Source organism: Ruegeria sp. BB6 (genome assembly GCF_056539385.1).
Map to the genome: position 1 here is coordinate 771,575 of NZ_JBQFUW010000002.1, position 22,337 is coordinate 793,911.

Consider the following 22,337-nt stretch of genomic DNA (forward strand, 5'->3'; position numbering starts at 1 on the left):
AAGTCTGAATTGTGGCAATTTCGCCGCTTTTTCGCCACATTCTTTGTGTCTATCTGAGTCGGAACAATTTGATTTTTATTGTCCGCTCTCAGGTGCTTATCTGCCAATGCTCCAGCAGAGTCGGACAGTATTAAGAAAGAGGAGCTGCCAACCTTCATTTTGTCCTGAATTGATCCCGGATCAGCCTTATCGGTGCCTCAATATGGCGTCACATTGGGTAATCAGAGGGAACGGGGTGTCAAACCCCTGAGGAGCAGGAACATAAAATGAAGGTAAAATCTCGCTTTCTCATCGCCGTTGTCGCGGCGAGCAAAGAGAAGGGGCTGGAGATGCCATGGAAACATGTCTCCAGCCACTCGATCAGAGTTGCCCGCCGCCTGGCGGCGCAGGGCTGAACGAGATGCCCAGGGTGCCAAGCTGCCGGCCCCCAGGGTCAAGAAACACATCGGAGGGGTGCTCCGGTCCGATGTGTGACCTGCCGCACGTATTGGTCGCGGCCAGGATCAGGGGCATGTGTGCGCCGGCAATTACCGCCTGCGTTGTTGTGAGTTTGTTTGGGGGGTCAAAATGTTGGCCAAGGGTCTGCGGAACTTCATTTCGTCGCGTCGTCGATACAGTCGTCGCCCTGGTGTTGCCCTTTCAATCAAAACAAAAAATAAAACTGGTCAGACGGGCTTGGACCGAAGAGTCCTCCTGTCTGAGCAGGCTCTAGAAGGGACGGAATAACAATGCCTATTCCACATTCGCTCTCGCGTGCTGCCAGGAATGCCGTTGATACATCGGCAATGCTGCGCGATGCATCAAGGACGCCTAACAAGCCTAAGGCGCAGCTGCGGCGCTATGAGGTCAGCGCGCTTATGCCGAACGGTGACATTTCACAGACCCGGCACATCGCGCCTGCCCTGCCAATGTTCGAGGACGCATTTTGTGCCTTTACGCGCGGCTCGCTGGTCGAGACCAAAACAGGCCCGCTTGCGATTGAGGACCTTCTGCCGGGCGACACTGTTTTGACTCAGGACGGATCCTCGCAGACCGTGTTATGGAAAGGTTCCGTCACCCTGATCCCGGGCCGAGAGGATTCGCGGGGCCGCACCCGACCATTGACGCGCATCATGGCGGACACGTTTGGTATGCAAAAGCCACTGTCAGGCGTAATTGCGGGGCCAGCAGCACGTATCGTCGGCACTCCTGCCCACCTTCGCCACCTGCACAGCAACGAAACGATCCTGACACCTGTTCATGAATTTCAGGACGGTATGAGCGTAATCGAAACTCTGCCGCCCACACCGGTCGAGCTGTTTCACATCTGCCTGAAACGCCACGCGGTGATCAAAGTCGACGGGCTTCAGTTCGAGACATATCACCCCGGTGTGAACGCCGTGCGAATGATCAGCCATTCACTGCGGACTATTTACCTGAACCTGTTTGCGCATGTCGATTCGCTGAACGACTTTGGTCCGCTGCTGATGCCGCGTGCCGGTGACGGAGAGGTCGACGCGATCACAGCGTAAAAAAATACAACGATAACTGCAAAGTGGGGGCTTTTTGCAGATTTTATTGGGTTGGGCACTGTTTCTGATCGTCACGGCGATTCTGCCACCGTGTTGTGCCGCACATAAACGGATGCGCTTTAAGCCATCCGGCTCATTCGTTCTTCCAGCACGTCAAAAGGCACACCGGGCTCGTCCTTAGCACCCCGGATCACCAGCGACGTTTTCACACTGGCTACGTTCGGCGTAGTCAGCAGCTCACCTGTGAGGAACTGCTGAAAACTGCTCAGGTCCGGGGCTACGCATTTCAGGATGAAATCGACCTCACCGTTGAGCATGTGACACTCACGGACCAGCGGCCAGTCGCGGCAGCGTTCTTCAAAGGCGCTGAGTTCGGATTCCGCCTGGCTTTCCAATCCGACCATGGCAAAGACCTGAACCTCGAAACCCAACTCGCGCGAGTTTACCTCGGCATGATATCCGCGGATCAGCCCGGATTCTTCCAACGTGCGAACACGTCTCAGGCAGGGCGGGGCAGAAATTCCCACGCGCTTTGCCAGTTCGACATTGGTCATGCGACCGTCTGCCTGCAATTCCGCCAGAATCTTGCGGTCAATCTCATCCAGCCGTGTCGCGACCATCAATTGCTCCTGATTTTTTCGGTTGTTATATCAGCACCCCAAAGATGCGCAATAATCTTTCGTGAAAGCGCAATATTCTTTATTTTCAATGTTCTTTTTTTAGGCGCTATTCGATGGCTGCATACCGGATGGTGAACAGGAAGGGGCTTTAAGCGCCGCACAGTGGTCGCTATATCCATTCGCCAAGGGGCCACGCGCCCAAAACAGGCAGATCGAGTTGGGGGTACCATGGCCGAAACACGTCACACGAAGGTTCTGATCATCGGATCGGGGCCGGCCGGTTATACTGCGGGCGTCTATGCCAGCCGCGCCATGCTTGAACCGATCCTGGTTCAGGGCATCGAACCCGGCGGTCAGTTGACCACCACCACCGAGGTCGAGAATTGGCCCGGTGATACCGAAGTTCAGGGGCCGGACCTGATGGTGCGCATGCAGGACCACGCCAAGGCGATGGGTTGCGAAATCATCGGCGATATCATCAACGACCTGGACGCCTCGAAACGCCCGTTCACCGCAAAGGGTGACAGCGGCACGGTTTATACGGCCGACGCCGTCATTCTTGCCACCGGTGCACGCGCCAAATGGCTGGGCCTGCCGTCGGAAGAAAAGTTCAAGGGGTTCGGTGTATCCGCCTGTGCAACCTGTGACGGCTTCTTCTATCGCGGGCAAGAGATCGTGGTGATCGGTGGCGGCAACACTGCGGTTGAAGAAGCGCTGTTTCTGACCAACTTCGCCAGCAAGGTGACGCTGATCCACCGCCGTGACGAGTTGCGGGCCGAGAAAATTCTGCAGGACCGTCTGCTGAAAAACGAAAAGATCGAGCCGCTGTGGTTCCACGAGCTGGAAGAAGTCGTCGGCACGGATGCCCCGCTGGGCGTCGAAGGCGTGCGCGTCAAGAACGTAAAGACCGGCGAGGTCTCCGAGATCCCGTGTAAGGGCGTATTCGTCGCGATCGGTCACGCACCTGCGAACGAGTTGGTGAAGGACACGCTTGAAACCCATATGGGCGGATATGTCGTCACCAAGCCGGGCTCGACCGAGACGTCGGTTCCGGGTGTTTTTGCCGCAGGTGACCTGACCGACCACATATATCGTCAGGCCGTCACCAGCGCTGGCATGGGTTGCATGGCCGCGCTGGACGCGGAACGTTTCCTCGCGGAACAAGATTAAGATACAAAAGACCCCCCCCGGAACGACCGGGGGGATTCGCCCTACCCTGCGCAACCTTGCCTTGACCGCCAGCCGACCTCATATCAGACTCGACGCGCGAGCAAGACAACCCAGGTGGCTCAGGTGAACAGCGTTTTATGGCAAGGCGGGTGGGCAACCCGGCTACGGATTATCAGTGGGCTGGTCCTGTTTGCCTTCGCGTTCTTTCATTTCATCAATATTGGTCTGGGCCTTTTTCACACAGACTATCTTCACGGGATGCAGGACGGGCGCCACGCTGTCACCCGGCACGATATTGGCAGCGCAATCTTGTACGTGGCTTTGCTGACCCATTTCGGCTTGGCCTTGTATTCGATCAGCCAGCGCCGGACGTTGCGGATGCCCTTTAGCACCGGTCTGCAAGTTGTGCTTGGGTTGCTGATTCCCTTGCAACTGATCGCCCACATAGTTCACACACGCTATGCGCACGAGATCTACAGCGTGAATGACGAGATGGGGTATATCATCGCTTTGATGTGGCCCAGTTCCGCGATCTACATGCAAACCCTTCTTTTGCTGGTTGTCTGGGTCCATAGCTGCATTGGGTTGCACATGTGGCTTCGACTTACCCGTTGGTGGCCCAAAGTGGCCCCCTATCTGATCGGGCTGGCTGTTTTTGTTCCGTCTTTTGCCCTTGCGGGCCTGCTCACCGAAGGGCGTAGGATTTGGGCCGATTTTGCCGATCCTTTCCTGCGCGAACAATATATCGAGCACTACAACTGGCCCTCGCCCGAGGAATTTCAGGCTCTTTTCAGTGTCAAAGACAACGCAATGCTGGCGTTCTGGATCGCGCTGGCCACGTCCCTTGCGGTGTTTCTTGGGCGCAAGCTATGGCGGCGCAGACACTCTGTTCGGATCAAGTACGTAGAAGGCCCCGAAGTGGTGGCCGAGAAAGGCATGACGCTGCTTGAGATATCACAGGCCAATGGCATCCCACACACCGCACTGTGCGGCGGAAAGGGGCGCTGTACTACATGCCGGGTGATTGTCGAGGACGGTGCAGACCAGCTTCCTGCACCCAGTGACGTTGAGGCGCGCAGCCTGGCAGCCGTCAGCGCGCCAGACGGTGCTCGGTTGGCGTGCCAGATTCGCCCGACCGAACCGATCACCGCTTTTCGGATGTTCCGCCCAGATGGTGGGCGTCAGCGGGCTCATGCCAGTCAGGGGCAAGAGCGCAAGCTGGCCGTGCTATTTCTGGATATGCGCGGCTTTACTTCGCGCACCACCGGGCAACTGCCCTATGACATCGTTTTCCTCCTGAACCGGTTTTTTGACGCCATCGTTCCGGCCATCACCGCGGACGGGGGTGTCGTCGACAAATACATGGGTGATGGGCTGCTGGCGGTGTTTGAAACGCCTGACGCAGCAAGCTCAGCCAAGGCCGGCCTGAACGCCGCCGCTGATGTGAGCCGTGCGCTGAGGCGGTTCAACCAGCAGTTAGAGGCAGAGGGAAGCCCGCGCATAAGAATCGGCATGGGCCTTCACCTGGGCGATTTGGTGCTGGGGGAAATCGGCGCAGCAGGCAACGCGGCACGCACGATCATCGGGGACGCCGTCAACGTGGCCAGCCGACTGGAAGGAGAAACCAAGGCCCTGGAGGTAGAGCTTTTGGTTTCGGCCGATCTGCTCAAGGCGGCGGGGTACGAACAAGACCTGATCGACCTGCGGCCCTTTCAGTTGCGCGGCGTGACGCGGCCGATTCCCGCCCTTCCGGTAAAAAGCGCGGCGGACTTGATGCAGGGCAGCCCTGCATAGGAACACATTCACTGGTTCCTGCCAATTTGTCGGCCATTGCCGGGATCGTGGTCGCTTTTTAACGCAGATGTCAGAAAATCCTTCCATTCCGCGAAAAAACCGCGCATTTCGTCCTTTGTTTCATAAATGTATATGGACTTCGGCAAACGGTCGGGGCAAATGCCCCGCAAACGCCCCTGAATCACTGGCAAAACCGCACTTCGACAAGAGTATTCCTATGACGATGTTAAGTAATCTCGCTCCGATCCCAGAACTATATGTTTCCTACGAGTCAGCTCAGAAGCTGAAAGTAGAAGCCGCTGACTTGACAAGCTGGGATCTCAGCCCGCGTCAAATCTGTGACCTGGAGCTTCTGATGAATGGCGGGTTCAACCCGTTGAAAGGGTTTCTGTCCGAAGCCGATTACGACAACGTCGTAGACAATATGCGTCTCGCTGACGGCACCCTGTGGCCGATGCCCATCACGCTGGATGTTAGCGAAGACTTTGCCGAAACCATCGAGCTGGGTCAGGACATCGCGCTGCGCGACCAAGAGGGCGTGATCCTCGGCACCATGACCGTGACCGACCGCTGGACCCCGAACAAGGCACGCGAGGCCGAAAAGGTGTTCGGTGCGGATGATGATGCCCACCCCGCCGTGAACTACCTGCACAACGTCGCAGGCAAAGTTTACCTGGGCGGCCCCGTCACCGGCATCCAGCAGCCCGTCCACTATGATTTCCGCGCCCGCCGCGACACGCCGAACGAGCTGCGCGCTTATTTCCGCAAGCTGGGCTGGCGTCGTATCGTTGCGTTCCAAACCCGCAACCCCCTGCACCGCGCGCACCAAGAGCTGACCTTCCGCGCCGCGAAAGAAGCACAGGCCAACCTGCTGATCCACCCGGTTGTCGGCATGACCAAACCCGGCGACGTCGATCACTTTACCCGCGTGCGTTGCTATGAGGCGGTTCTGGACAAATACCCGGCCTCGACCACCTCGATGTCGCTGCTGAACCTGGCGATGCGTATGGCTGGCCCGCGTGAGGCGGTCTGGCACGGTCTGATCCGCGCCAACCACGGCTGCACCCACTTCATCGTTGGTCGTGACCACGCTGGCCCGGGCAAGAACAGCCAAGGCGAAGATTTCTACGGCCCCTACGATGCGCAGGATCTGTTCCGCAAATACCAGGACGAGATCGGCCTCGAGATGGTTGACTTCAAGCACATGGTCTATGTGCAGGAGCGCGCCCAGTACGAACCGAATGACGAGATCGAAGACAAGGACAACGTCACGATCCTGAATATCTCGGGCACCGAACTGCGCCGCCGTCTGGCGGAGGGTCTGGAAATCCCCGAATGGTTCAGCTTCCCCGAGGTTGTGGCCGAGCTGCGCAAGACCAAACCGCCGCGCAGCCAGCAGGGTTTCACCGTATTCTTCACCGGGTTCTCGGGTTCCGGCAAATCCACCATCGCCAACGCGTTGATGGTCAAGCTGATGGAGATGGGTGGCCGTCCGGTTACGCTGCTGGATGGTGACATCGTGCGTAAGAACCTGTCGTCGGAACTGGGCTTCTCGAAGGAACACCGCGACCTGAACATCCGTCGTATCGGCTATGTGGCCAGCGAGATCACCAAAAACGGTGGCATCGCCATCTGCGCGCCGATCGCACCTTACGCGACCACGCGCCGCGCGGTTCGGGAAGATATCGAACAGTTTGGTGCCTTCTGCGAAGTGCACGTTTCAACCAGCATCGAAGAATGTGAGCGTCGCGACCGCAAGGGTCTGTACAAGCTGGCGCGCGAAGGCAAGATCAAAGAGTTCACCGGTATCTCGGACCCTTATGACGTGCCTCAGAACCCTGAGCTGAGCGTCGAAACCGAGAACGTGGATGTCGACAACTGCGCCCATCAGGTACTGCTCAAGCTGGAAAGCATGGGCCTGATCGCAGCGTCCTAAGACACTGCTGACACTCTATGAAAGGCTCTCGCATCGCGGGAGCCTTTTCTGTTTCAGGCTATAGTTCCGCGCGTAGGGCCGCGACTGCTCGGCCTTCAAAATCACCGAACTCGGCCGCCTTTGGCTGTATCGCTTGTAGGTGCGGCAAGCGCGTTGCGTAATCCTCATCTGACGCCGTCTGAATGGCGCGATGGATATCATCCTCGGATTCGCAGATGATCATGCCGGACGTATCCATGAAATCGCCGATGTTTGGACAGCCCCAATATATTGGAACGGCAGAACACAGGATCGTATCTGTCAGCTTTTCCGAGAAATAGTTCCGCTCGCGCACATTCTCGATCACGACGGAATAGCGGTAAGGGGCCAGCCCGTCAGACTTAAGGTCGAACGGATTGTAACCGCGCCCCATGATGTCGACATCTGCGTTGGTCCGACGCACCCAATCGATCACGGAATGGCGCAATTGGTGCCCTTCAAGATCACGTTTGGCCGAAGCGATCAGCGAGCATGATTTGACTTTTGTGACGTCCAAATCTTGCCAGTCGGGGATCATTGTCACGCCATAGGGCAGGAATACAGCGTTTGGGATGCTGCCCAGCAGCGCATCGTGGAACGTCATGACCCGGAAAAACCGCCGCCATGTATAGCGCAGTATCCGGTCGTGTTTACCGTGGATGGCAGAAGGCTCTCCCATCATCAACGATATCTGTGCCCGAGTGCCGCGCCGCAGGCGCATGTGGACCGTGGAATTGGGGTACATGATCAGGTGATCCGTGACCTCAAGGTCTCCGACAGTCTTGCCGGTCAATCGGTCCGGGCAGCCTTCGGGCCAGATCATTTCGGACAAGGGAACTGACGCCAGCTTTGGCCCCAAACGGTGTCCATAAGGCAAAATGGCAATCGCGGGTTCGTTCATAGCTATACCTCGGTAAGATCGACCTGACCGCGCATCAAAACGCGCCCACTTCCCGCGACCCGGATACCCGTCATCGCGTCGCATGACCCGACTCGAGTAACGGTGGCTTGACCGGGACGCCCCATGTCGTGCCCTTGTTCGGCGGTAAATGAATCCTTTGACATCAGCCCATGTTTCCACAGATAGGCAGCCATTGCACCGGTCGCAGACCCGGTGAACGGATCCTCTGGCGGGCTGGGCGGGGCAAGCAACAAGCGCGAAAACGTGTCACCTGCCTCGGTCGCACCTTTTAAGGTCACGAGGAAAGGCTCGGCCATATCAGAGCCAGAGAACCCTGCCATTTCCGTTATTTCGCGCAGCGAGTCCACATCCAGACTTGCGGCCCGCAACGCATCGTGATCGCGTAGAACGGTGATGCAAAAGGGCAGCCCCGTGGATACGAATTGCGGAGGCGAAATGATCGCTTCTTCCGGTAGACCTACGGCAGCGGCAACCAGATTCGCGGGGACACAATCACCGAACTGCGGTGCGACCTGAGTGATTTCGATCTCATCCCCGTTCAGACGAACCGGAACGACCCCTACCCCAGTTTCAAGCAACAGCGAATCGCCCTTGAAAAGACCGCGCGACCGCATGGCTTCAACGGTCGCGATGGTTGGGTGCCCGGCAAAGGGAATCTCTCGGCTTGCCAGAAAATAGCGAACCCGGATGTCGGCCACATCTGACGGACCCGTAAACGTACATTCGACAAGCGAAGTCTCGCGCACATAGGCCATGCAGATATCGTCCGGCAGGGCCGCGCCGCCATGAACCACAGCACATCCATTGCCGCCGAAGGCTTGGTCGCTGAAGGCGTCCACCCAGTCAAAGTCGAACCAGCCCATTCCCCGCGCCTTTCCCTACGCAAACCGCTTCAAGTTCGCATATCTCACCCGGCACGAGGAAGATGTCACGGGTAAATCGTATGCAGGCTGATTCAGTGGACCGCAACCGGCGAGAAATCATGTTCCCGCGCTAGGTTAAAGGCCAGCTTTCGGTCGGCCACCAATGCAAGCCGCTGCCCTTCGGAATCATGAACGGCGTACAGCAGTTCAAGATCACCGGCCTGCTCGCGGACTTCCCGAGGCAGATCAGCGACTTCGACCGTTTTGACATAAACGATCCGGTCGCCTTCGGTGTTCAGTTCGATCGGTGTATTCATTGCTCTTACCCCTTTCTTATGTTGATCGTTTGCACCACGGTTTCGGGCACCGCGCGGGTCAGGTCCACATGCAGCAGACCGTTTTCCATGATCGCCTCGCCCACTTCGACCCCGTCGGCCAGCACGAACATGCGCTGGAACTGGCGCGCCGCGATGCCGCGATGCAGGAAGATGCGTCCTTCGCTATCGTCGCGTTGACGGCCCCGGATCACCAGTTGGCGATCCTCGATGGTGATCGACAAATCCTCTTCCGCGAACCCGGCTACCGCCAGAGTTATGCGATACGAAAAGTCCGAGGTCTGTTCGATGTTATAGGGCGGGTATCCTTCGTTGCCGGCCTTTGCAGACCGTTCCAGAAGGCGTTCCAATTGCTCGAACCCCAGAAGATGCGGGTATGAGCCAAGAGTAAGTTTTGACACGTATTTTCGTCCTTTATTGTCAAAGCGACGTGTTTTGCGGCCCCTTTCTGGCAACCGCATGCTATAGAATATGGGAAGAAACCAGGATGTCCACAAGGTCTGGCGGGATAACGCCTGACACACTATCTTGTGTGATAAGCACCACAATAACCACCGAGTCGCCCATGAACGCGCCCACCGATCTTTCAATGAAAACAGATGAGGTTTTACGGGTAGAGCTGGAGGTTTTTCGCCGCCAGCACCGTGATCTGGACGAGGCGATCGAAGCGTTGCAGGCCAAGGGCACGTCCGATCAATTGACGATCAAACGGCTGAAAAAACAAAAACTGCGCCTGAAAGACATCATCCGCCTGATCGAAGACCGATTGACCCCAGATATCATCGCCTGAACGCGCTGTACCGCATTGCCACAAAAGCGGATTTGGCTATAGTGCGCGCTCTTTCCAAAGGCAGAGGCAAAAGCGGATGAGCGACGTGAAAGTGGGGATCATCATGGGCAGTCAATCGGACTGGTCCACGATGAAAGAAGCCGCAGACATTCTGGATGAATTGGGCGTTGCGTATGAAAAGCGCATTGTCTCAGCGCACCGTACCCCTGACCGCCTCTGGGACTATGGAAAAACCGCCGTGTCGCGTGGCCTCCAAGTGATTGTTGCCGGTGCGGGCGGAGCAGCGCACCTACCGGGAATGATGGCCTCGAAAACGCGGGTGCCGGTGATTGGGGTGCCTGTTCAGACGCGGGCTTTGTCCGGGGTCGATTCGCTTTATTCCATCGTGCAGATGCCCAAAGGGTTTCCCGTGGCGACCATGGCCATCGGATCGGCGGGTGGTGCCAATGCCGGGCTTATGGCCGCTGGCATACTGGCCTTGCAGGACGACGCACTGGCAGAACGGCTGGACGCGTGGCGCGATGCGTTGTCGGCCTCAATCCCGCAGGAGCCTGTCGATGACTGAGATGCTGCAGCCCGGCGCAACGATCGGTATTCTTGGCGGTGGTCAGTTGGGACGGATGCTGTCCGTTGCAGCGGCCCGTCTGGGATTCGTCACTCATATCTATGAGCCCGGCGCGAACCCTCCTGCCGGTCAGGTGGCCGACCGGGTGACCACGGCAGCATATGACGACGCCGACGCTTTGAAAGCCTTTGCCGAGTCGGTTGATGTTATCACTTATGAGTTTGAAAACATCCCGACTGAGGCGTTGGACATTCTGGAATCTCACCGCCCCATTCGCCCCGGACGCGAGGCGTTGCGCGTTAGTCAGGATCGCCTGACCGAAAAGACTTTTCTGCAAGGGTTGGGCCTGCAAACCGCGCCATTTGCCGACATCACTGATTTGGACAGCCTGAAGGCCGCAATCGAACAAATCGGAACGCCTGCGATTCTGAAAACCCGTCGTTTCGGCTATGACGGCAAGGGGCAGGCCCGACTACGCACCCCCGAGGACGCCGAGACCGCTTTGGCAGACATGGCCGGTGCGCCCGCAATCCTCGAAGGTTTTGTCGATTTCAGTCACGAGGTCTCGATCATTGCGGCCCGCGGGCTGGATGGTCAGGTGGCCTGTTTCGACCCCGGTGAAAACGTACATCGCGATGGCATCCTGCATACGACAACCGTCCCGGCACGTCTGCGCCCGGCGCAGCGCACGGATGCGATTTTGCTGGCCGCCAATATCCTGAACGCCTTGGACTATGTGGGCGTGATGGGGGTCGAGCTGTTTGCCACGCCCGGCGGCCTGATCGTGAACGAGATCGCTCCGCGCGTACATAACTCGGGCCATTGGACACAGAACGGATGTGCTGTGGATCAGTTCGAGCAGCATATTCGCGCGGTAGCCGGATGGCCCTTGGGCGACGGGCAGCGTCACGCAGACGTGGTGATGGAGAACCTGATCGGCGACGACATGAACCGCGTGCCGGAATTGGCACAGGAACGGGACGTGGCGCTGCATCTATACGGCAAGGCAGACGTTAAAGCCGGTCGAAAGATGGGCCATTTCAACCGTATCGTCCGCTGAGAAATCGCGCTGTCGCGCGATGCCTCCGGCGGGGATATTTTTAGCCAGATGAAGCCTGCGGATCAGGCTAGGAACCGGGCCGCGATATCTCCGGCCATGTAGCTGATCCGGCCTGCTGCCATTGTGGTGGCAACCCGGTGTGTCTTAGCGTCCAAAATGACCAGATCGGCACGTTGGCCGGGTGCCAGCGTGCCACGGTCCTGCAGTCCCAGAACCTGCGCCGGGCCGGAGGATACAAGGCTCCAGGCACCGGCAAAATCCAGCAGACCGCTTTTGGCCAACATCAATGCGGCACGACGTGGGCTGGGGTAATGGTAGTCCGAGGCCAGAGCGTCGCACAGCCCCATGGCGATCAAGTCAAGCGCACTGGCATTACCTTTATGCGATCCGCCACGCACCACATTCGGGGACCCCAGAATAACGTGATCTCCAGCAGAACGGGCGGCCTCGGCTGCCTCAAGCGTTTCGGGAAACTCGGAAATGCGCGCGCCCCGATTTCGCCAGTCGGTCCGGGTTGTCGAGGTCGCGTCATCGTGGCTGCCCATGCGCACCCCCTGTCCCGCCAGCGCAGCGCAGAGATCATCCAGCGCCTGAGGCACCTCGGCACTGCGCGCGTGCATGGACAGCAGCATCTCAAAGTGTTTGTCCGGGTTGCGCCCGGCCTTCAGCGCCTGTCCGGTCAGGCGCGGCGGTTTGCGTCCTTCCGACAGACGGTCATGCGGCAGGTGATCGTTGAAAACGACATAGGGCACTTGCCATTGCTTGATCCGTTCCGGCAGGCCGGCGTAGTCGTCCAGCATGTGCGTCTCAAACCGCAGTTGAGGCATCAGATCGGTAACGACGCGACCTTTTACCGAAGCAATCGCATCAAACACCTGCCCCGCAAATTCGGGACCGCGCACGCCGCCTTCCCAACTGTAGAACTGCGCCAAAACAGCGGTTGTGATTCCGTTGGCGGCCAGCTCGGACTCGACCGACAGAATACCCTCATCCATCTGTTTCATCGCCCCTCGGCGCGGCGCGATATGGCGCTCGAACCCGTCGCCTTGCAGGTCAATGATGCCAGGTAGTACAAGGTACCCCGACAGGTCGATGACCCGTCCGGTACGGTCAGACCGAATGATCCCCTCGGCCAATGACAGGTCGGCAGAGGTCAGGCCACTGTCGGGCAACAGAACCTCCGCCCCGGTCAGTGTCAGGTTGAGCGGGGTCATTGCGAGGGCTCCGAAGCAGGTTCCGAGCAATCCTGCCCGATACAGATTTCATCAATGATATCCTGCACCCCGTCCAGCCACGTGATTTCCGGATCGAACTGGCCAAACTCGATAAAATGCAGCGCCTGAGCCATGACGCGCGGGTTGTTCATCATGAACGTATGAGTCACAGGCAAGACGATATGGTCCTTCATGCCGTCGACTTTGGTGGTTTCGACAGAGACCTTGCCGTCGTCTTTGCCATCGATCATTGAGGAAAACAAAGGGTTCAGAGAATTCTCACCCGCGATTACCCCCAACTCAAAATCAACCGGCGGCAACCGGGCCGTTATCCCTTCTGGGCCAGTTCCTAGCGCCAGACCAGCAGGCCCGTGGAGCATTCCGAACACCTCATATGCGCCCAATTCATCGACCAGTTGGCTGCCCTGATTAGGCGGTCCAAGCATGACCACGCGGCCCAGGTTCTCGGGCTGATTGTCCTGCAACCAGTACCGCAGGAGGATGCCCCCCATCGAATGGGCCACGACATTGACCGCATCGTCACCACAGGCCGCAAATGCTTTGGGCAGAGTTTGGTTGGCCAGTTCAGGAATCGGCAGATCCGTCGACGGGTAGCCGGGCCGCACGACCGTATAGTCATGCGCCTTGAACAACTGCTCCATCACGGTAAAGGACGCTTCGGTGCGGGCCAGCCCATGCAACAGCACAACGCATTTTGCCTGCGAAACGGCAGGAAATAGAAAAAGAACAAGGGCAAGCAGGTATCTCATAGCGGCCAGATAAGCCCAAACAGAGGGTAATAAAACCCCTAGCGCTGCTGCAACCTAAGGACCGCCAGCGCAATGCCACCCAACACAAGTGCTGCACCAAGAACAAGGCGCAGAGAAGCGACCTCACCCAACAAGACAATACCGCCAGCAATCGCGATGATCGGAACGCTCAACTGGACCACCGCCGCCGTGGTCGGAGCCAGCTGCGGCAGAACACGGTACCAAAGCGCATAACCCATTCCAGACGTGACACCCCCAGAAAGGGCAGCCAGCAGATAACCGTTCACAGTCATGTGCCAGTCGGTGCCGCCGAACAACAGCACCAACCCCGTGACCGGCAGCGCAACAACAAAGTTGGCTGCGGTGCCGGCCAATGCGTCCGGCTCGGACCGGCCGACCAACGAATAGATAGCCCAGCCCACGCCAGCAGCAGTCATCAGGGCTGCGCCAACCGGGTCCACGCGCACTTCGCCAGAGGGCCATAAAACCCAGGCAAGCCCGGCAAGTGCAATCGCGGCCCCAGCAATCTGGCGAGCGCCCGGAGCGGTACCGGTCACCGACGTCACCGCAAACATGGTGATCTGGACGACACCGAACAGGATCAACGCGCCCAATCCCGCGTCCAGCGTCAGGTAAGCAATCGAAAAGCCGATCATGTACAATGACAGTGACCCGGCCCCGACTATCCGGCGTGTGTTTCCCAACGGCAGGCGCCCACCTCTGAGAAAGACGAGCGCCGCCAAAACCGCAGCCCCGGCTAGAACGCGCACAACGGCAAACCCAGCGGGATCAGCAGCGCCGCTGTCGATGGCCAGCCGGTTCAGAATCGAATTCGCCGCAAAAGCGCACATGGTCAGGGCAGTGAGCAAAAACAGTCGCATACCCACCGCATAGCGGGTTCCACGCCGTTTGCACACTCACTTTCCCGCAAACGAAACCCCAACTTTCTTCTGTTCAAAAATACTTCCGCCGGAGGCATGACCGCGCAGCGGGCATTCCAAACGAAACGGGGCCGCCAAAAGGCGACCCCATCCATAAGCACTAAGGCTTAGGCAACTTACATCATGCCGCCCATGCCGCCCATGTCGGGCATGCCGCCTGCAGGTGCCGCGCCTTCTTTGGCCGGACGATCAGCAACCATCGCTTCGGTGGTGACCAGCAGACCAGCAACCGATGCCGCGTCTTCCAGAGCGGTACGTACAACTTTGGCCGGGTCGATCACGCCGAACGAGAACATGTCGCCATATTCTTCGGTCTGGGCGTTAAAGCCGAAGGCTGCTTCCGAAGATTCACGGATCTTGCCAGCGACAACCGCACCGTCAACACCTGCGTTTTCGGCGATCTGGCGCAGCGGCGCTTCGATTGCCTTACGAACGATGTTGATGCCTGCGTTCTGGTCAGCGTTTGCGCCTTCCAGAGTTTCCAATGCTTTACCGGCCTGAACCAGAGCAACACCGCCGCCCACAACAACGCCTTCCTGCACAGCAGCGCGGGTCGCGTTCAGAGCATCGTCTACACGGTCCTTACGCTCTTTCACTTCAACTTCGGTCATGCCACCGACGCGGATCACAGCAACACCGCCTGCCAGTTTGGCAACGCGCTCTTGCAGCTTCTCACGGTCGTAGTCCGACGAAGTTTCTTCGATCTGAGTGCGGATCTGCGCAACACGTGCTTCGATCTCGGCTTTCTCGCCAGCACCGTCAACGATGGTGGTTTCGTCTTTGGTGATCTCGATCTTCTTGGCGGTGCCCAGCATGTCCATGGTGACGGACTCGAGCTTCATGCCCAGGTCTTCGCTGATGACCTGACCGCCGGTCAGGATTGCGATGTCCTGCAGCATGGCTTTGCGGCGATCGCCGAAGCCCGGTGCTTTGACAGCAGCAATTTTCAGGCCGCCGCGCAGTTTGTTGACAACCAGAGTCGCCAGCGCTTCGCCTTCAACGTCCTCGGCAATGATCAGCAGCGGCTTCTGCGACTGGATCACCTGCTCCAGCAGCGGAACCATCGGCTGCAGCGAGGACAGTTTCTTTTCGTGCAGCAGGATCATGCAGTCGTCGAGCTCTGCGATCATCTTGTCTGCGTTGGTGACGAAGTAAGGCGACAGGTAGCCACGGTCGAACTGCATACCTTCGACAACATCAGTCTCGGTTTCCAGACCTTTGTTTTCTTCGACGGTGATGACGCCTTCGTTGCCAACCTTCTGCATCGCGTCTGCGATCTGCTGGCCGATTTCGGCTTCGCCGTTGGCCGAGATGGTGCCAACCTGAGCAACTTCTGCCGAGTCTTTGACTTCGCGCGACGCGTCTTTGATGCCTTCAACAACCTTGGCGGTCGCCAGGTCGATGCCGCGCTTCAGGTCCATCGGGTTCAGGCCAGCAGCAACCTGCTTGAGACCTTCGCGAACGATGGCTTGTGCCAGAACGGTTGCGGTGGTGGTGCCGTCGCCGGCTTCGTCATTGGTGCGGCTGGCGACTTCTTTCACCATCTGCGCGCCCATGTTTTCAAACTTGTCTTCCAGTTCGATTTCCTTGGCAACCGAAACACCGTCTTTGGTGATGCGCGGTGCGCCGAAGGATTTGTCCAGAACCACGTTGCGGCCTTTGGGGCCCAGGGTCACTTTAACAGCATCGGCCAGGATGTTCACACCTGCCAGCATACGGTTACGGGCATCGGTGTCGAACTTGACGTCCTTTGCAGCCATGTCGTTTCTCCTTGAGAAATAAGTTGGGAACGAAGATCAGAGTGAAGCGCTTGGGCTTACTCGATGATCCCCATGATGTCGCTTTCTTTCATCATCAGCAGCTCTTCGCCGTCGACCTGAACCTCGGTGCCCGACCATTTGCCGAACAGGATCTTGTCGCCAGCTTTTACAGCCATTGCGATCAGCTCGCCGCTGTCCTTGCGCGCGCCTTCGCCGGTTGCAACGACTTCGCCTTCGCTGGGCTTTTCTTTTGCGCTGTCAGGAATGATCAGGCCGCCTGCGGTTTTTTCTTCGCTTTCGGTACGGCGAACCAGCACACGGTCATGAAGCGGTTTCAATGCCATCTTTGCAGCTCCTTGGGCTCAAAGTTGTTAATCCTCCCCTCGCCGGATGGCGGGGCGTTAGCACTCAGGGTGTGAGAGTGATAACGACGCATAGCTAGGGAGTTCAAAACCCCGAGTCAACAAGCAGTGATAGTTTTTTTGACGTTGGGTCTTATTCCGGCTGGTCCCAACTGTAGGCCCAATGCTTCAGCCCCTCTTGGCCAGCTTCGGTCAGGCAATAGACGCCCTTCTCTATTTTATCAAACCAGCCGTAGTGATTGTCCCGCATCAGGCGGGTGGCTTCGGAAACACCGGTGGCCTTGGCGACCTCGGCCCCTTTGGTGGCGCCCTGTTCGGCAAGGTGGGCGGCACATCTCAGGGCATCCTGGCGGTAGGCCGTTACGATCCCATGCCGCGTGGCACCTCCGGCGTTGGGGTCACCCTCCAACCGGTCAAACTCGCGCAGCAACCGAGCAGCCTTGGCCTTGTTTTTGCGCGGCGCATAGGGGCCGGGATCGCACTGCACCTCAACCGCGCCATCCGCGCGGACCGTGATCAGGCCCAACCCCAAGCGTCGGCACAGCGCAACATTGTCCTTCAAAGCACGTCGCGCCGTGCGTCCGGTCGGTTTGCTCACCCCGATATAGACCTGATCGGTCACTTTCAGTCGGGTGATGGCCTGATGGAACAACGCCAATGAAAACCGCAGCTTCAACTCGACAATCACCGGTTCTTCATCAGCGCGAATAGCAACGATATCAGCCGCGCCAACCTCGCCTTTGACGGTGTAACCCTGACGCTCCAGCAGCGTTTTGATGGGGGGATAAAGGTCCTGCTCGCGGTTCATCCTTCTATGCTAGGCGTTTTGCTGTGGAATGCCAGACACAGATCGGCCTTGCCCGCCTCCAAGTCGCTTGAACCGACACCTTGAGCAAGGCAAGGTCGCGACACATATCTGTACGTGGTTAAACGGGATGGTCCTGATGCGTTTTCTCTTTGTCTTTCTCTTTTCACTTTTGCCGCTGTCCGCTTATGCGGCTTGTGAAGGGCGGGATTTGCGGTCCGACATGTCGGCCGAGATGCAGGAGGAATTGCAACAGTCCCTGACCGACTTCCCCTTTCCCGAAGGCAACCATTGGACCGCCACGAAGGGCGACACGGTTCTGCACCTGATCGGCACGGTGCATACCAACGACCCACGCATGGACGCCGTGGTCGAAAGACTGGCCCCGACCCTCAGCCAAGCCGATGTGTTCTACTTCGAGGTGACCAAATCCGAGATGGACGCGTTTCAGAAGGATCTGGCGCAAGACCTCAGCCCGGTTCTGATCACGTCCGGACCAACTTTGATCGACATGATGTCCGAAGAGGACTGGGCCGCACTATCCAAGGGCTTGGAGGATCGCGGGATTCCCGGTTGGATGGGTGCGAAAATGCGCCCGTGGTTCCTGAGCATGACCCTAGGCGTCCCTCCCTGCATGATTCAGGATCCTGACGCCAATTACGGCATGGATGCGCGCCTGACAGACCTGGCAAAGGAAAACGGCATCCCGCAGCACTCGCTCGAGCAGATCGACGAGCTGATGGCCATGTTCGACGAATTCCCAATGGAAAAGCAGGTGCAATCCCTGGTTCGGATGGCGGATGCCTTTGAAAGCAGCGAAGATCAGCTCACCACCATGCTCAACACGTATTTGGAAGAAAAGCACGGAGAGATCATCCAATTCGCCCGCCTGCAGGGTCTTGAGAGTTCGGGCCTGACGCAAGAGATTTTTGACGAGGAATGGGGCGGCTTCGAGAAGCAGCTTCTGGTCGAGCGCAATAACAACTGGATGCGGCACATTCTGGACATTCAGGATCAGATGGCGGTGATCGCGGTCGGTGCAGGCCACCTTGGGGGCGAACACGGCCTGCTGAAACAGTTGGAGCAAAGCGGATACACTTTGGAAAGGGCCGATTTCTAAGCAATCTTATACCCATCGTCGCAGTTTACCGGTGGGCAGGTGACAAGCCTGCAGGACCGCCCTATAAGGCGCGCAAAATTACCATCCTCAGGACGCTGACATGACAACCCTCGTATTTGGACATAAATCCCCCGACACCGATTCCACCGGTTCTCCGATCCTGTGGTCGTGGTACCTGAACGAAGTCAAAGGCGAACAGGCCGAGCCCGTACTGCTGGGCGAACCCAACACCGAAGCGGCGTTCATGCTGCAACGCTGGGACCTGCCCAAGCCGCGCATCATTGACGACGTCGAAGCCGACGCGCCGGTTGTCATCGTAGACACCAACAACCCCGCCGAGCTGCCCGCCAGCGTCAACAGCGCCGACATCCGTGCCATCATCGACCACCACAAGCTGGTAGGCGGTCTGGAAACCAAAGGCCCGATCGACATCACCGTTCGTCCGCTGGCCTGCACCGCGACGATCATGGTTGACCTGATGGGCGACGACGCAGCCAAAATGCCCGAGGCCATCAAAGGCGCGGCGCTGACCTGCATCCTGTCGGACACGCTGGAGTTCCGCTCGCCCACCACCACCGCGCATGACCGCGCCGTGGCCGAGAAACTGGCCGCCGAGCTGGGTCTGGACGTCTCGGCCTATGCTGCTGACATGTTCGCGGCGAAATCAGACGTTTCCTCGTTCTCGGATGCGGAACTGATCCGCATGGACAGCAAGGAATACGAGGTCGACGGCACCAAGTTCCGCGTCTCGGTTCTGGAAACCACCGCTCCGGGCGTTGTGCTGGACCGCAAGGACAGCCTCGCAACTTCAATGGCCGATGTTGCCAAGGAAGACGGCGTGGATCAGGTTCTGCTGTTCGTGGTCGACATCCTGAACGAAGAGGCCACCCTGCTGGTCCCCAACGATCTGGTCAAAACCGTCGCCGAGAAAAGCTTTGGCGCAAGCGTTGATGGCGACGCCGTTGTTCTTCCCGGCATCATGAGCCGCAAGAAGCAGATCATCCCGAACCTCAAAGTCTGATCTGACTTTACTGTTGTTGAAAAGGCGCCCAGCTTGGGCGCCTTTTTTGTTTGCATCTAGAGATTTGCGAGAACCATTTCCGTTGCTACTCTGATCAAAGCTACGGCGGAAACGCGGATCTAACGAAATGCATGAGCATGCTCAACTATAGCACGACCAGGGATATCCTGCGGTTCGAGGGCAAGGACAAAGCCGCATATTGGCGGCGCTTTGCCATGCTGCTGACCCTGTCGGTGGTCATTGCCACGATGGGTATGCTGCGCGATTCCGGTGCCGTGGTTATCGCCGCCATGCTGGTCGCTCCGCTCATGTCTCCGATACTCGGGGTCGCAGCGGCGATGGTCATGGGGTGGCTGAAACGGGCGCTTTCCCTTGCCCTCACGGTTTGTGCAGCAGCATTTCTGTGTGTCTTTCTGGCATGGTTTCTCGTCTATATCGCCGATGTTCCACGCGGCATCCTGATCCCCGACCAAGTACTTGCCCGAACAGATCCCGGAACCGAAGACCTTATTGTGGCTCTCGCCGCTGGCGTGGCAGCCGCTTATGTGCAGATCAACCGGTCCGAGGCCAGCCTTCTACCCGGAGCGGCCATCGGCGTATCGCTGGTTCCGCCTTTGTCTGCATCAGGCGTACTATTGTATTTTGGTGAACCCGCCGACGCCTATGAAGCCGGGCTGCTCTTTGCAACAAACCTTGGTGCGATCATCCTGTCTGCCTGTTCGGTATATATCGTTTATGCCGCACGTTCCGTTGTCTTCAGCAAAGGCAAGCGCAAGCTGAACTTTACGGCCAGCGTATTCGTGACGCTGGCATTTCTGGCGGCCGTTGTCCTGCAACTGGGGAAGTCCACCTATAATCGCTATCTCGAAACCCGGACCGAGTCGCGGGTCGCGCAGACAATTCGAGATTGGGCCGACCCCGTTTCGGTCGAGATCATCCGCGTAGATGTAAACCCCAAGCGCAAACACGCGGACATATGGCTGATCGTCGATCTTCCCATCGAAGCCGCTTTCAAGGTTTCCTCGATTGCCGGACTGCTTCCTGAAAGCCTGCGCGAACAACCTTTGGTCGATGTTTTGCAAGACGAATTGGGGCCCGGCTATTTGGTCGTGGTTCGGTTTCAGAACAGGATTGGTGCGCAGGTCATACTGGGCACTGAAAACGTCCAGCAGGCACCGGGCGTGGAAGATATTTCCGAAGAAAACTGACGCGCAAAGGCCGCAACCCCTGTTATTTGCATTGTGGGATGGTCAAAACGAACCAGCTTTGCCATAGCTGACGCAACTTCGACCTTTGACCCCGAGGGCACGCACATGACCCAGATCGTCCATTCGCTTTCTGAAATCTCTGACCGCTACAAAGCTCTGTTCGTGGACCTTTGGGGATGCGTTCACAACGGCATCACGGCCTTTCCCGAAGCCGTCGCCGCCCTTCAGGAATATCGTGCCAAAGGCGGAATTGTCGTTCTGGTCACCAACTCTCCCAAACCGCGCGCCGGTGTCGCAGAGCAGCTTGAACAGTTCAATGTTCCCGACAACGCCTACGACACGATCGCGACAAGCGGAGATTCAGCCCGGTCAGCCATGTTCCGTGGGGCCGTCGGCCAAAAGGTCTATTTCATGGGCGAATGGGAGCGCGACGCGGGATTCTTTGAACCGCTGAAGCTGCTGGATCACCCCATTCACATCGAACGCGTACCACTGGCCGAAGCCGAGGGCATCGTATGCTGCGGCCCGTTCGATCCCATGGCAGATCCAGCGGTGAACCGGGCGGATTTCCTATTCGCCCAGCAAAAGGGCATGAAACTGCTCTGCGCCAACCCGGACATCGTCGTTGATCGGGGCGAGGTTCGCGAGTGGTGCGCGGGCGCGTTGGCGAAACTATACACCGAGATGGGCGGAGAAAGCCTCTATTTCGGCAAACCGCACCCTCCGATCTACGATCTGGCGCGTCGTCGGCTGCAAGAATTGGATCAGGATATCCCCGATGGCGATATTTTGGTGATCGGCGACGGGCCTCATACGGACATTCTGGGCGGCATGGGTGAGGGAATTGATTCTCTGTTCATCTCAGGCGGACTGGCAGCGGCTGAAACAAAAACGTCGCATCATCCGCACCACGAATCCCTAACCGCTTACATTGCAAGGGAAAATATAAATCCCACCTATACGATCGGACGTTTGCGCTGAGCAGAAAAGGCTTGATTTTCTGCGCTTGCGAAGTAATAAAGTTGCCAAACACGGGCATCTAAAGTTTTTTTGTTGCCCACAGGCTTTGAGTGAGGGCGACATGTTGGACAATCTTCCGCGCGGCACGATCTGCATTGAAGACATCGAAATGGGCATGACCCGCCACCTGCGCAAAGTGGTAACGGACGAAGATATCGAGATGTTCGCGCAGGTTTCAACCGACCGGAATCCGGTTCATCTGGACGATGACTACGCCCGCGACACGATCTTTCAAGGACGCATTGCGCATGGGATGCTGACGGCTGGGTTGATCTCAGCCGTGATCGGCGAGCAACTGCCCGGCCACGGTACGGTTTACATGGGCCAATCCTTGAAATTCCTGGCTCCGGTGCGCCCCGGCGACATGGTTTATGCCGAGGTCAAGGTGATCGACATCGACTTTGCCAAACGCCGGGTCAAGCTGGATTGCCACTGCGCGGTTGATGGTAAAAAGGTGTTGGTGGGCGAAGCCATGGTGCTGGCCCCATCGCGCAAGTTCGACTGATGCTTCAAGCCCTTGAACAAGGGCGGC

Annotated in this window: 24 protein-coding genes; 13 read left to right on the forward strand and 11 right to left on the reverse strand. The window is 58.0% G+C overall.

What is annotated here, in order from left to right; genetic code table 11:
- Positions 1–266: 266 nt before the first annotated feature.
- The gene (locus ACR0B7_RS08225) at positions 267–395 is read left to right on the forward strand and encodes a hypothetical protein (protein WP_480681242.1); all 129 of its coding nucleotides are present in this window, start codon (positions 267–269) and stop codon (positions 393–395) included.
- Positions 396–728: 333 nt separating this feature from the next.
- On the forward strand, positions 729–1,511 hold the full coding sequence (locus ACR0B7_RS08230; protein ID WP_170384768.1) for a Hint domain-containing protein: 783 nt from the start codon (positions 729–731) through the stop codon (positions 1,509–1,511).
- A 119-nt stretch (positions 1,512–1,630) separates the two neighbouring features.
- Here ACR0B7_RS08230 and ACR0B7_RS08235 read toward each other — a convergent pair whose 3' ends face one another.
- The gene (locus ACR0B7_RS08235; RefSeq protein ID WP_170384769.1) at positions 1,631–2,131 is read right to left on the reverse strand and encodes an Lrp/AsnC family transcriptional regulator; all 501 of its coding nucleotides are present in this window, start codon (positions 2,129–2,131) and stop codon (positions 1,631–1,633) included.
- A 228-nt stretch (positions 2,132–2,359) separates the two neighbouring features.
- Here ACR0B7_RS08235 and trxB point away from each other — a divergent pair, with 228 nt between their 5' ends.
- The 3 genes from trxB to ACR0B7_RS08250 all read left to right on the forward strand — a co-directional run bounded on the left by trxB (position 2,360) and on the right by ACR0B7_RS08250 (position 7,031).
- Positions 2,360–3,301, forward strand: coding sequence for a thioredoxin-disulfide reductase (gene trxB, locus ACR0B7_RS08240; RefSeq protein WP_170484168.1), 942 nt, complete (start codon positions 2,360–2,362; stop codon positions 3,299–3,301).
- Positions 3,302–3,424: 123 nt separating this feature from the next.
- A complete protein-coding gene (locus ACR0B7_RS08245) occupies positions 3,425–5,095 on the forward strand; it encodes an adenylate/guanylate cyclase domain-containing protein (protein WP_170484170.1) in 1,671 nt (556 codons plus the stop codon).
- Between the two features lie 217 nt (positions 5,096–5,312).
- The gene (locus tag ACR0B7_RS08250) at positions 5,313–7,031 is read left to right on the forward strand and encodes a bifunctional sulfate adenylyltransferase/adenylylsulfate kinase (RefSeq protein ID WP_170484172.1); all 1,719 of its coding nucleotides are present in this window, start codon (positions 5,313–5,315) and stop codon (positions 7,029–7,031) included.
- Positions 7,032–7,089: 58 nt separating this feature from the next.
- On the opposite strand, the gene ACR0B7_RS08255 is transcribed toward ACR0B7_RS08250, so the two are convergent.
- From ACR0B7_RS08255 to ACR0B7_RS08270, 4 genes are all read right to left on the reverse strand, one after another.
- Complete coding sequence (locus ACR0B7_RS08255) at positions 7,090–7,950, reverse strand: hypothetical protein (RefSeq protein WP_170484174.1); 861 nt, start codon at positions 7,948–7,950, stop codon at positions 7,090–7,092.
- 2 nt (positions 7,951–7,952) lie between these two features.
- The gene (locus tag ACR0B7_RS08260) at positions 7,953–8,834 is read right to left on the reverse strand and encodes a PhzF family phenazine biosynthesis protein (RefSeq protein ID WP_170484176.1); all 882 of its coding nucleotides are present in this window, start codon (positions 8,832–8,834) and stop codon (positions 7,953–7,955) included.
- 92 nt (positions 8,835–8,926) lie between these two features.
- Positions 8,927–9,151 carry a DUF1150 family protein gene (locus ACR0B7_RS08265; protein WP_170384781.1) on the reverse strand — a complete coding sequence of 75 codons (225 nt, stop codon included), beginning with the start codon at positions 9,149–9,151 and terminating at the stop codon, positions 8,927–8,929.
- Positions 9,152–9,156: 5 nt separating this feature from the next.
- On the reverse strand, positions 9,157–9,570 hold the full coding sequence (locus ACR0B7_RS08270; RefSeq protein ID WP_058275530.1) for an Hsp20 family protein: 414 nt from the start codon (positions 9,568–9,570) through the stop codon (positions 9,157–9,159).
- Positions 9,571–9,734: 164 nt separating this feature from the next.
- Between ACR0B7_RS08270 and ACR0B7_RS08275 the strand changes: the two genes are divergently transcribed.
- The 3 genes from ACR0B7_RS08275 (at position 9,735) to ACR0B7_RS08285 (ending at position 11,584) form a co-directional block, all read left to right on the forward strand.
- Positions 9,735–9,959 carry a YdcH family protein gene (locus tag ACR0B7_RS08275; protein WP_010441787.1) on the forward strand — a complete coding sequence of 75 codons (225 nt, stop codon included), beginning with the start codon at positions 9,735–9,737 and terminating at the stop codon, positions 9,957–9,959.
- A gap of 76 nt (positions 9,960–10,035) precedes the next feature.
- A complete protein-coding gene (purE, locus tag ACR0B7_RS08280) occupies positions 10,036–10,524 on the forward strand; it encodes a 5-(carboxyamino)imidazole ribonucleotide mutase (RefSeq protein ID WP_170484178.1) in 489 nt (162 codons plus the stop codon).
- Entirely contained in the window at positions 10,517–11,584 is a 1,068-nt protein-coding gene (locus ACR0B7_RS08285; protein ID WP_170576579.1) for a 5-(carboxyamino)imidazole ribonucleotide synthase, read from the forward strand. The genes purE and ACR0B7_RS08285 overlap by 8 nt, the downstream gene beginning before the upstream one ends.
- Before the next feature lie 62 nt (positions 11,585–11,646).
- Here ACR0B7_RS08285 and ACR0B7_RS08290 read toward each other — a convergent pair whose 3' ends face one another.
- From ACR0B7_RS08290 to ACR0B7_RS08315, 6 genes are all read right to left on the reverse strand, one after another.
- Complete coding sequence (locus ACR0B7_RS08290; RefSeq protein WP_170576580.1) at positions 11,647–12,798, reverse strand: alpha-D-ribose 1-methylphosphonate 5-triphosphate diphosphatase; 1,152 nt, start codon at positions 12,796–12,798, stop codon at positions 11,647–11,649.
- A complete protein-coding gene (locus ACR0B7_RS08295; RefSeq protein ID WP_170484184.1) occupies positions 12,795–13,568 on the reverse strand; it encodes an alpha/beta fold hydrolase in 774 nt (257 codons plus the stop codon). The genes ACR0B7_RS08290 and ACR0B7_RS08295 overlap by 4 nt, the downstream gene beginning before the upstream one ends.
- A gap of 38 nt (positions 13,569–13,606) precedes the next feature.
- The gene (locus ACR0B7_RS08300) at positions 13,607–14,449 is read right to left on the reverse strand and encodes a DMT family transporter (RefSeq protein ID WP_170484186.1); all 843 of its coding nucleotides are present in this window, start codon (positions 14,447–14,449) and stop codon (positions 13,607–13,609) included.
- Positions 14,450–14,625: 176 nt separating this feature from the next.
- A complete protein-coding gene (gene groL / locus ACR0B7_RS08305) occupies positions 14,626–16,269 on the reverse strand; it encodes a chaperonin GroEL (RefSeq protein WP_170484188.1) in 1,644 nt (547 codons plus the stop codon).
- Positions 16,270–16,325: 56 nt separating this feature from the next.
- Entirely contained in the window at positions 16,326–16,613 is a 288-nt protein-coding gene (gene groES / locus ACR0B7_RS08310) for a co-chaperone GroES (RefSeq protein WP_170352338.1), read from the reverse strand.
- Positions 16,614–16,764: 151 nt separating this feature from the next.
- A complete protein-coding gene (locus ACR0B7_RS08315; RefSeq protein ID WP_170484190.1) occupies positions 16,765–17,439 on the reverse strand; it encodes a DUF2161 family putative PD-(D/E)XK-type phosphodiesterase in 675 nt (224 codons plus the stop codon).
- Between the two features lie 136 nt (positions 17,440–17,575).
- On the opposite strand from ACR0B7_RS08315, the gene ACR0B7_RS08320 reads away from it, so the two are divergent.
- The 5 genes from ACR0B7_RS08320 to ACR0B7_RS08340 all read left to right on the forward strand — a co-directional run bounded on the left by ACR0B7_RS08320 (position 17,576) and on the right by ACR0B7_RS08340 (position 22,310).
- Positions 17,576–18,556, forward strand: a complete 981-nt coding sequence (locus ACR0B7_RS08320) for a TraB/GumN family protein (RefSeq protein WP_170576581.1) — start codon at positions 17,576–17,578, stop codon at positions 18,554–18,556.
- Positions 18,557–18,656: 100 nt separating this feature from the next.
- Positions 18,657–19,577, forward strand: a complete 921-nt coding sequence (locus ACR0B7_RS08325; RefSeq protein WP_170384808.1) for a manganese-dependent inorganic pyrophosphatase — start codon at positions 18,657–18,659, stop codon at positions 19,575–19,577.
- Between the two features lie 131 nt (positions 19,578–19,708).
- Complete coding sequence (locus ACR0B7_RS08330; RefSeq protein ID WP_170484196.1) at positions 19,709–20,785, forward strand: DUF389 domain-containing protein; 1,077 nt, start codon at positions 19,709–19,711, stop codon at positions 20,783–20,785.
- Positions 20,786–20,890: 105 nt separating this feature from the next.
- Positions 20,891–21,766, forward strand: a complete 876-nt coding sequence (locus ACR0B7_RS08335) for a TIGR01459 family HAD-type hydrolase (protein ID WP_170576582.1) — start codon at positions 20,891–20,893, stop codon at positions 21,764–21,766.
- Between the two features lie 100 nt (positions 21,767–21,866).
- The gene (locus ACR0B7_RS08340) at positions 21,867–22,310 is read left to right on the forward strand and encodes a MaoC family dehydratase (RefSeq protein WP_170384816.1); all 444 of its coding nucleotides are present in this window, start codon (positions 21,867–21,869) and stop codon (positions 22,308–22,310) included.
- Positions 22,311–22,337: the final 27 nt, after the last annotated feature.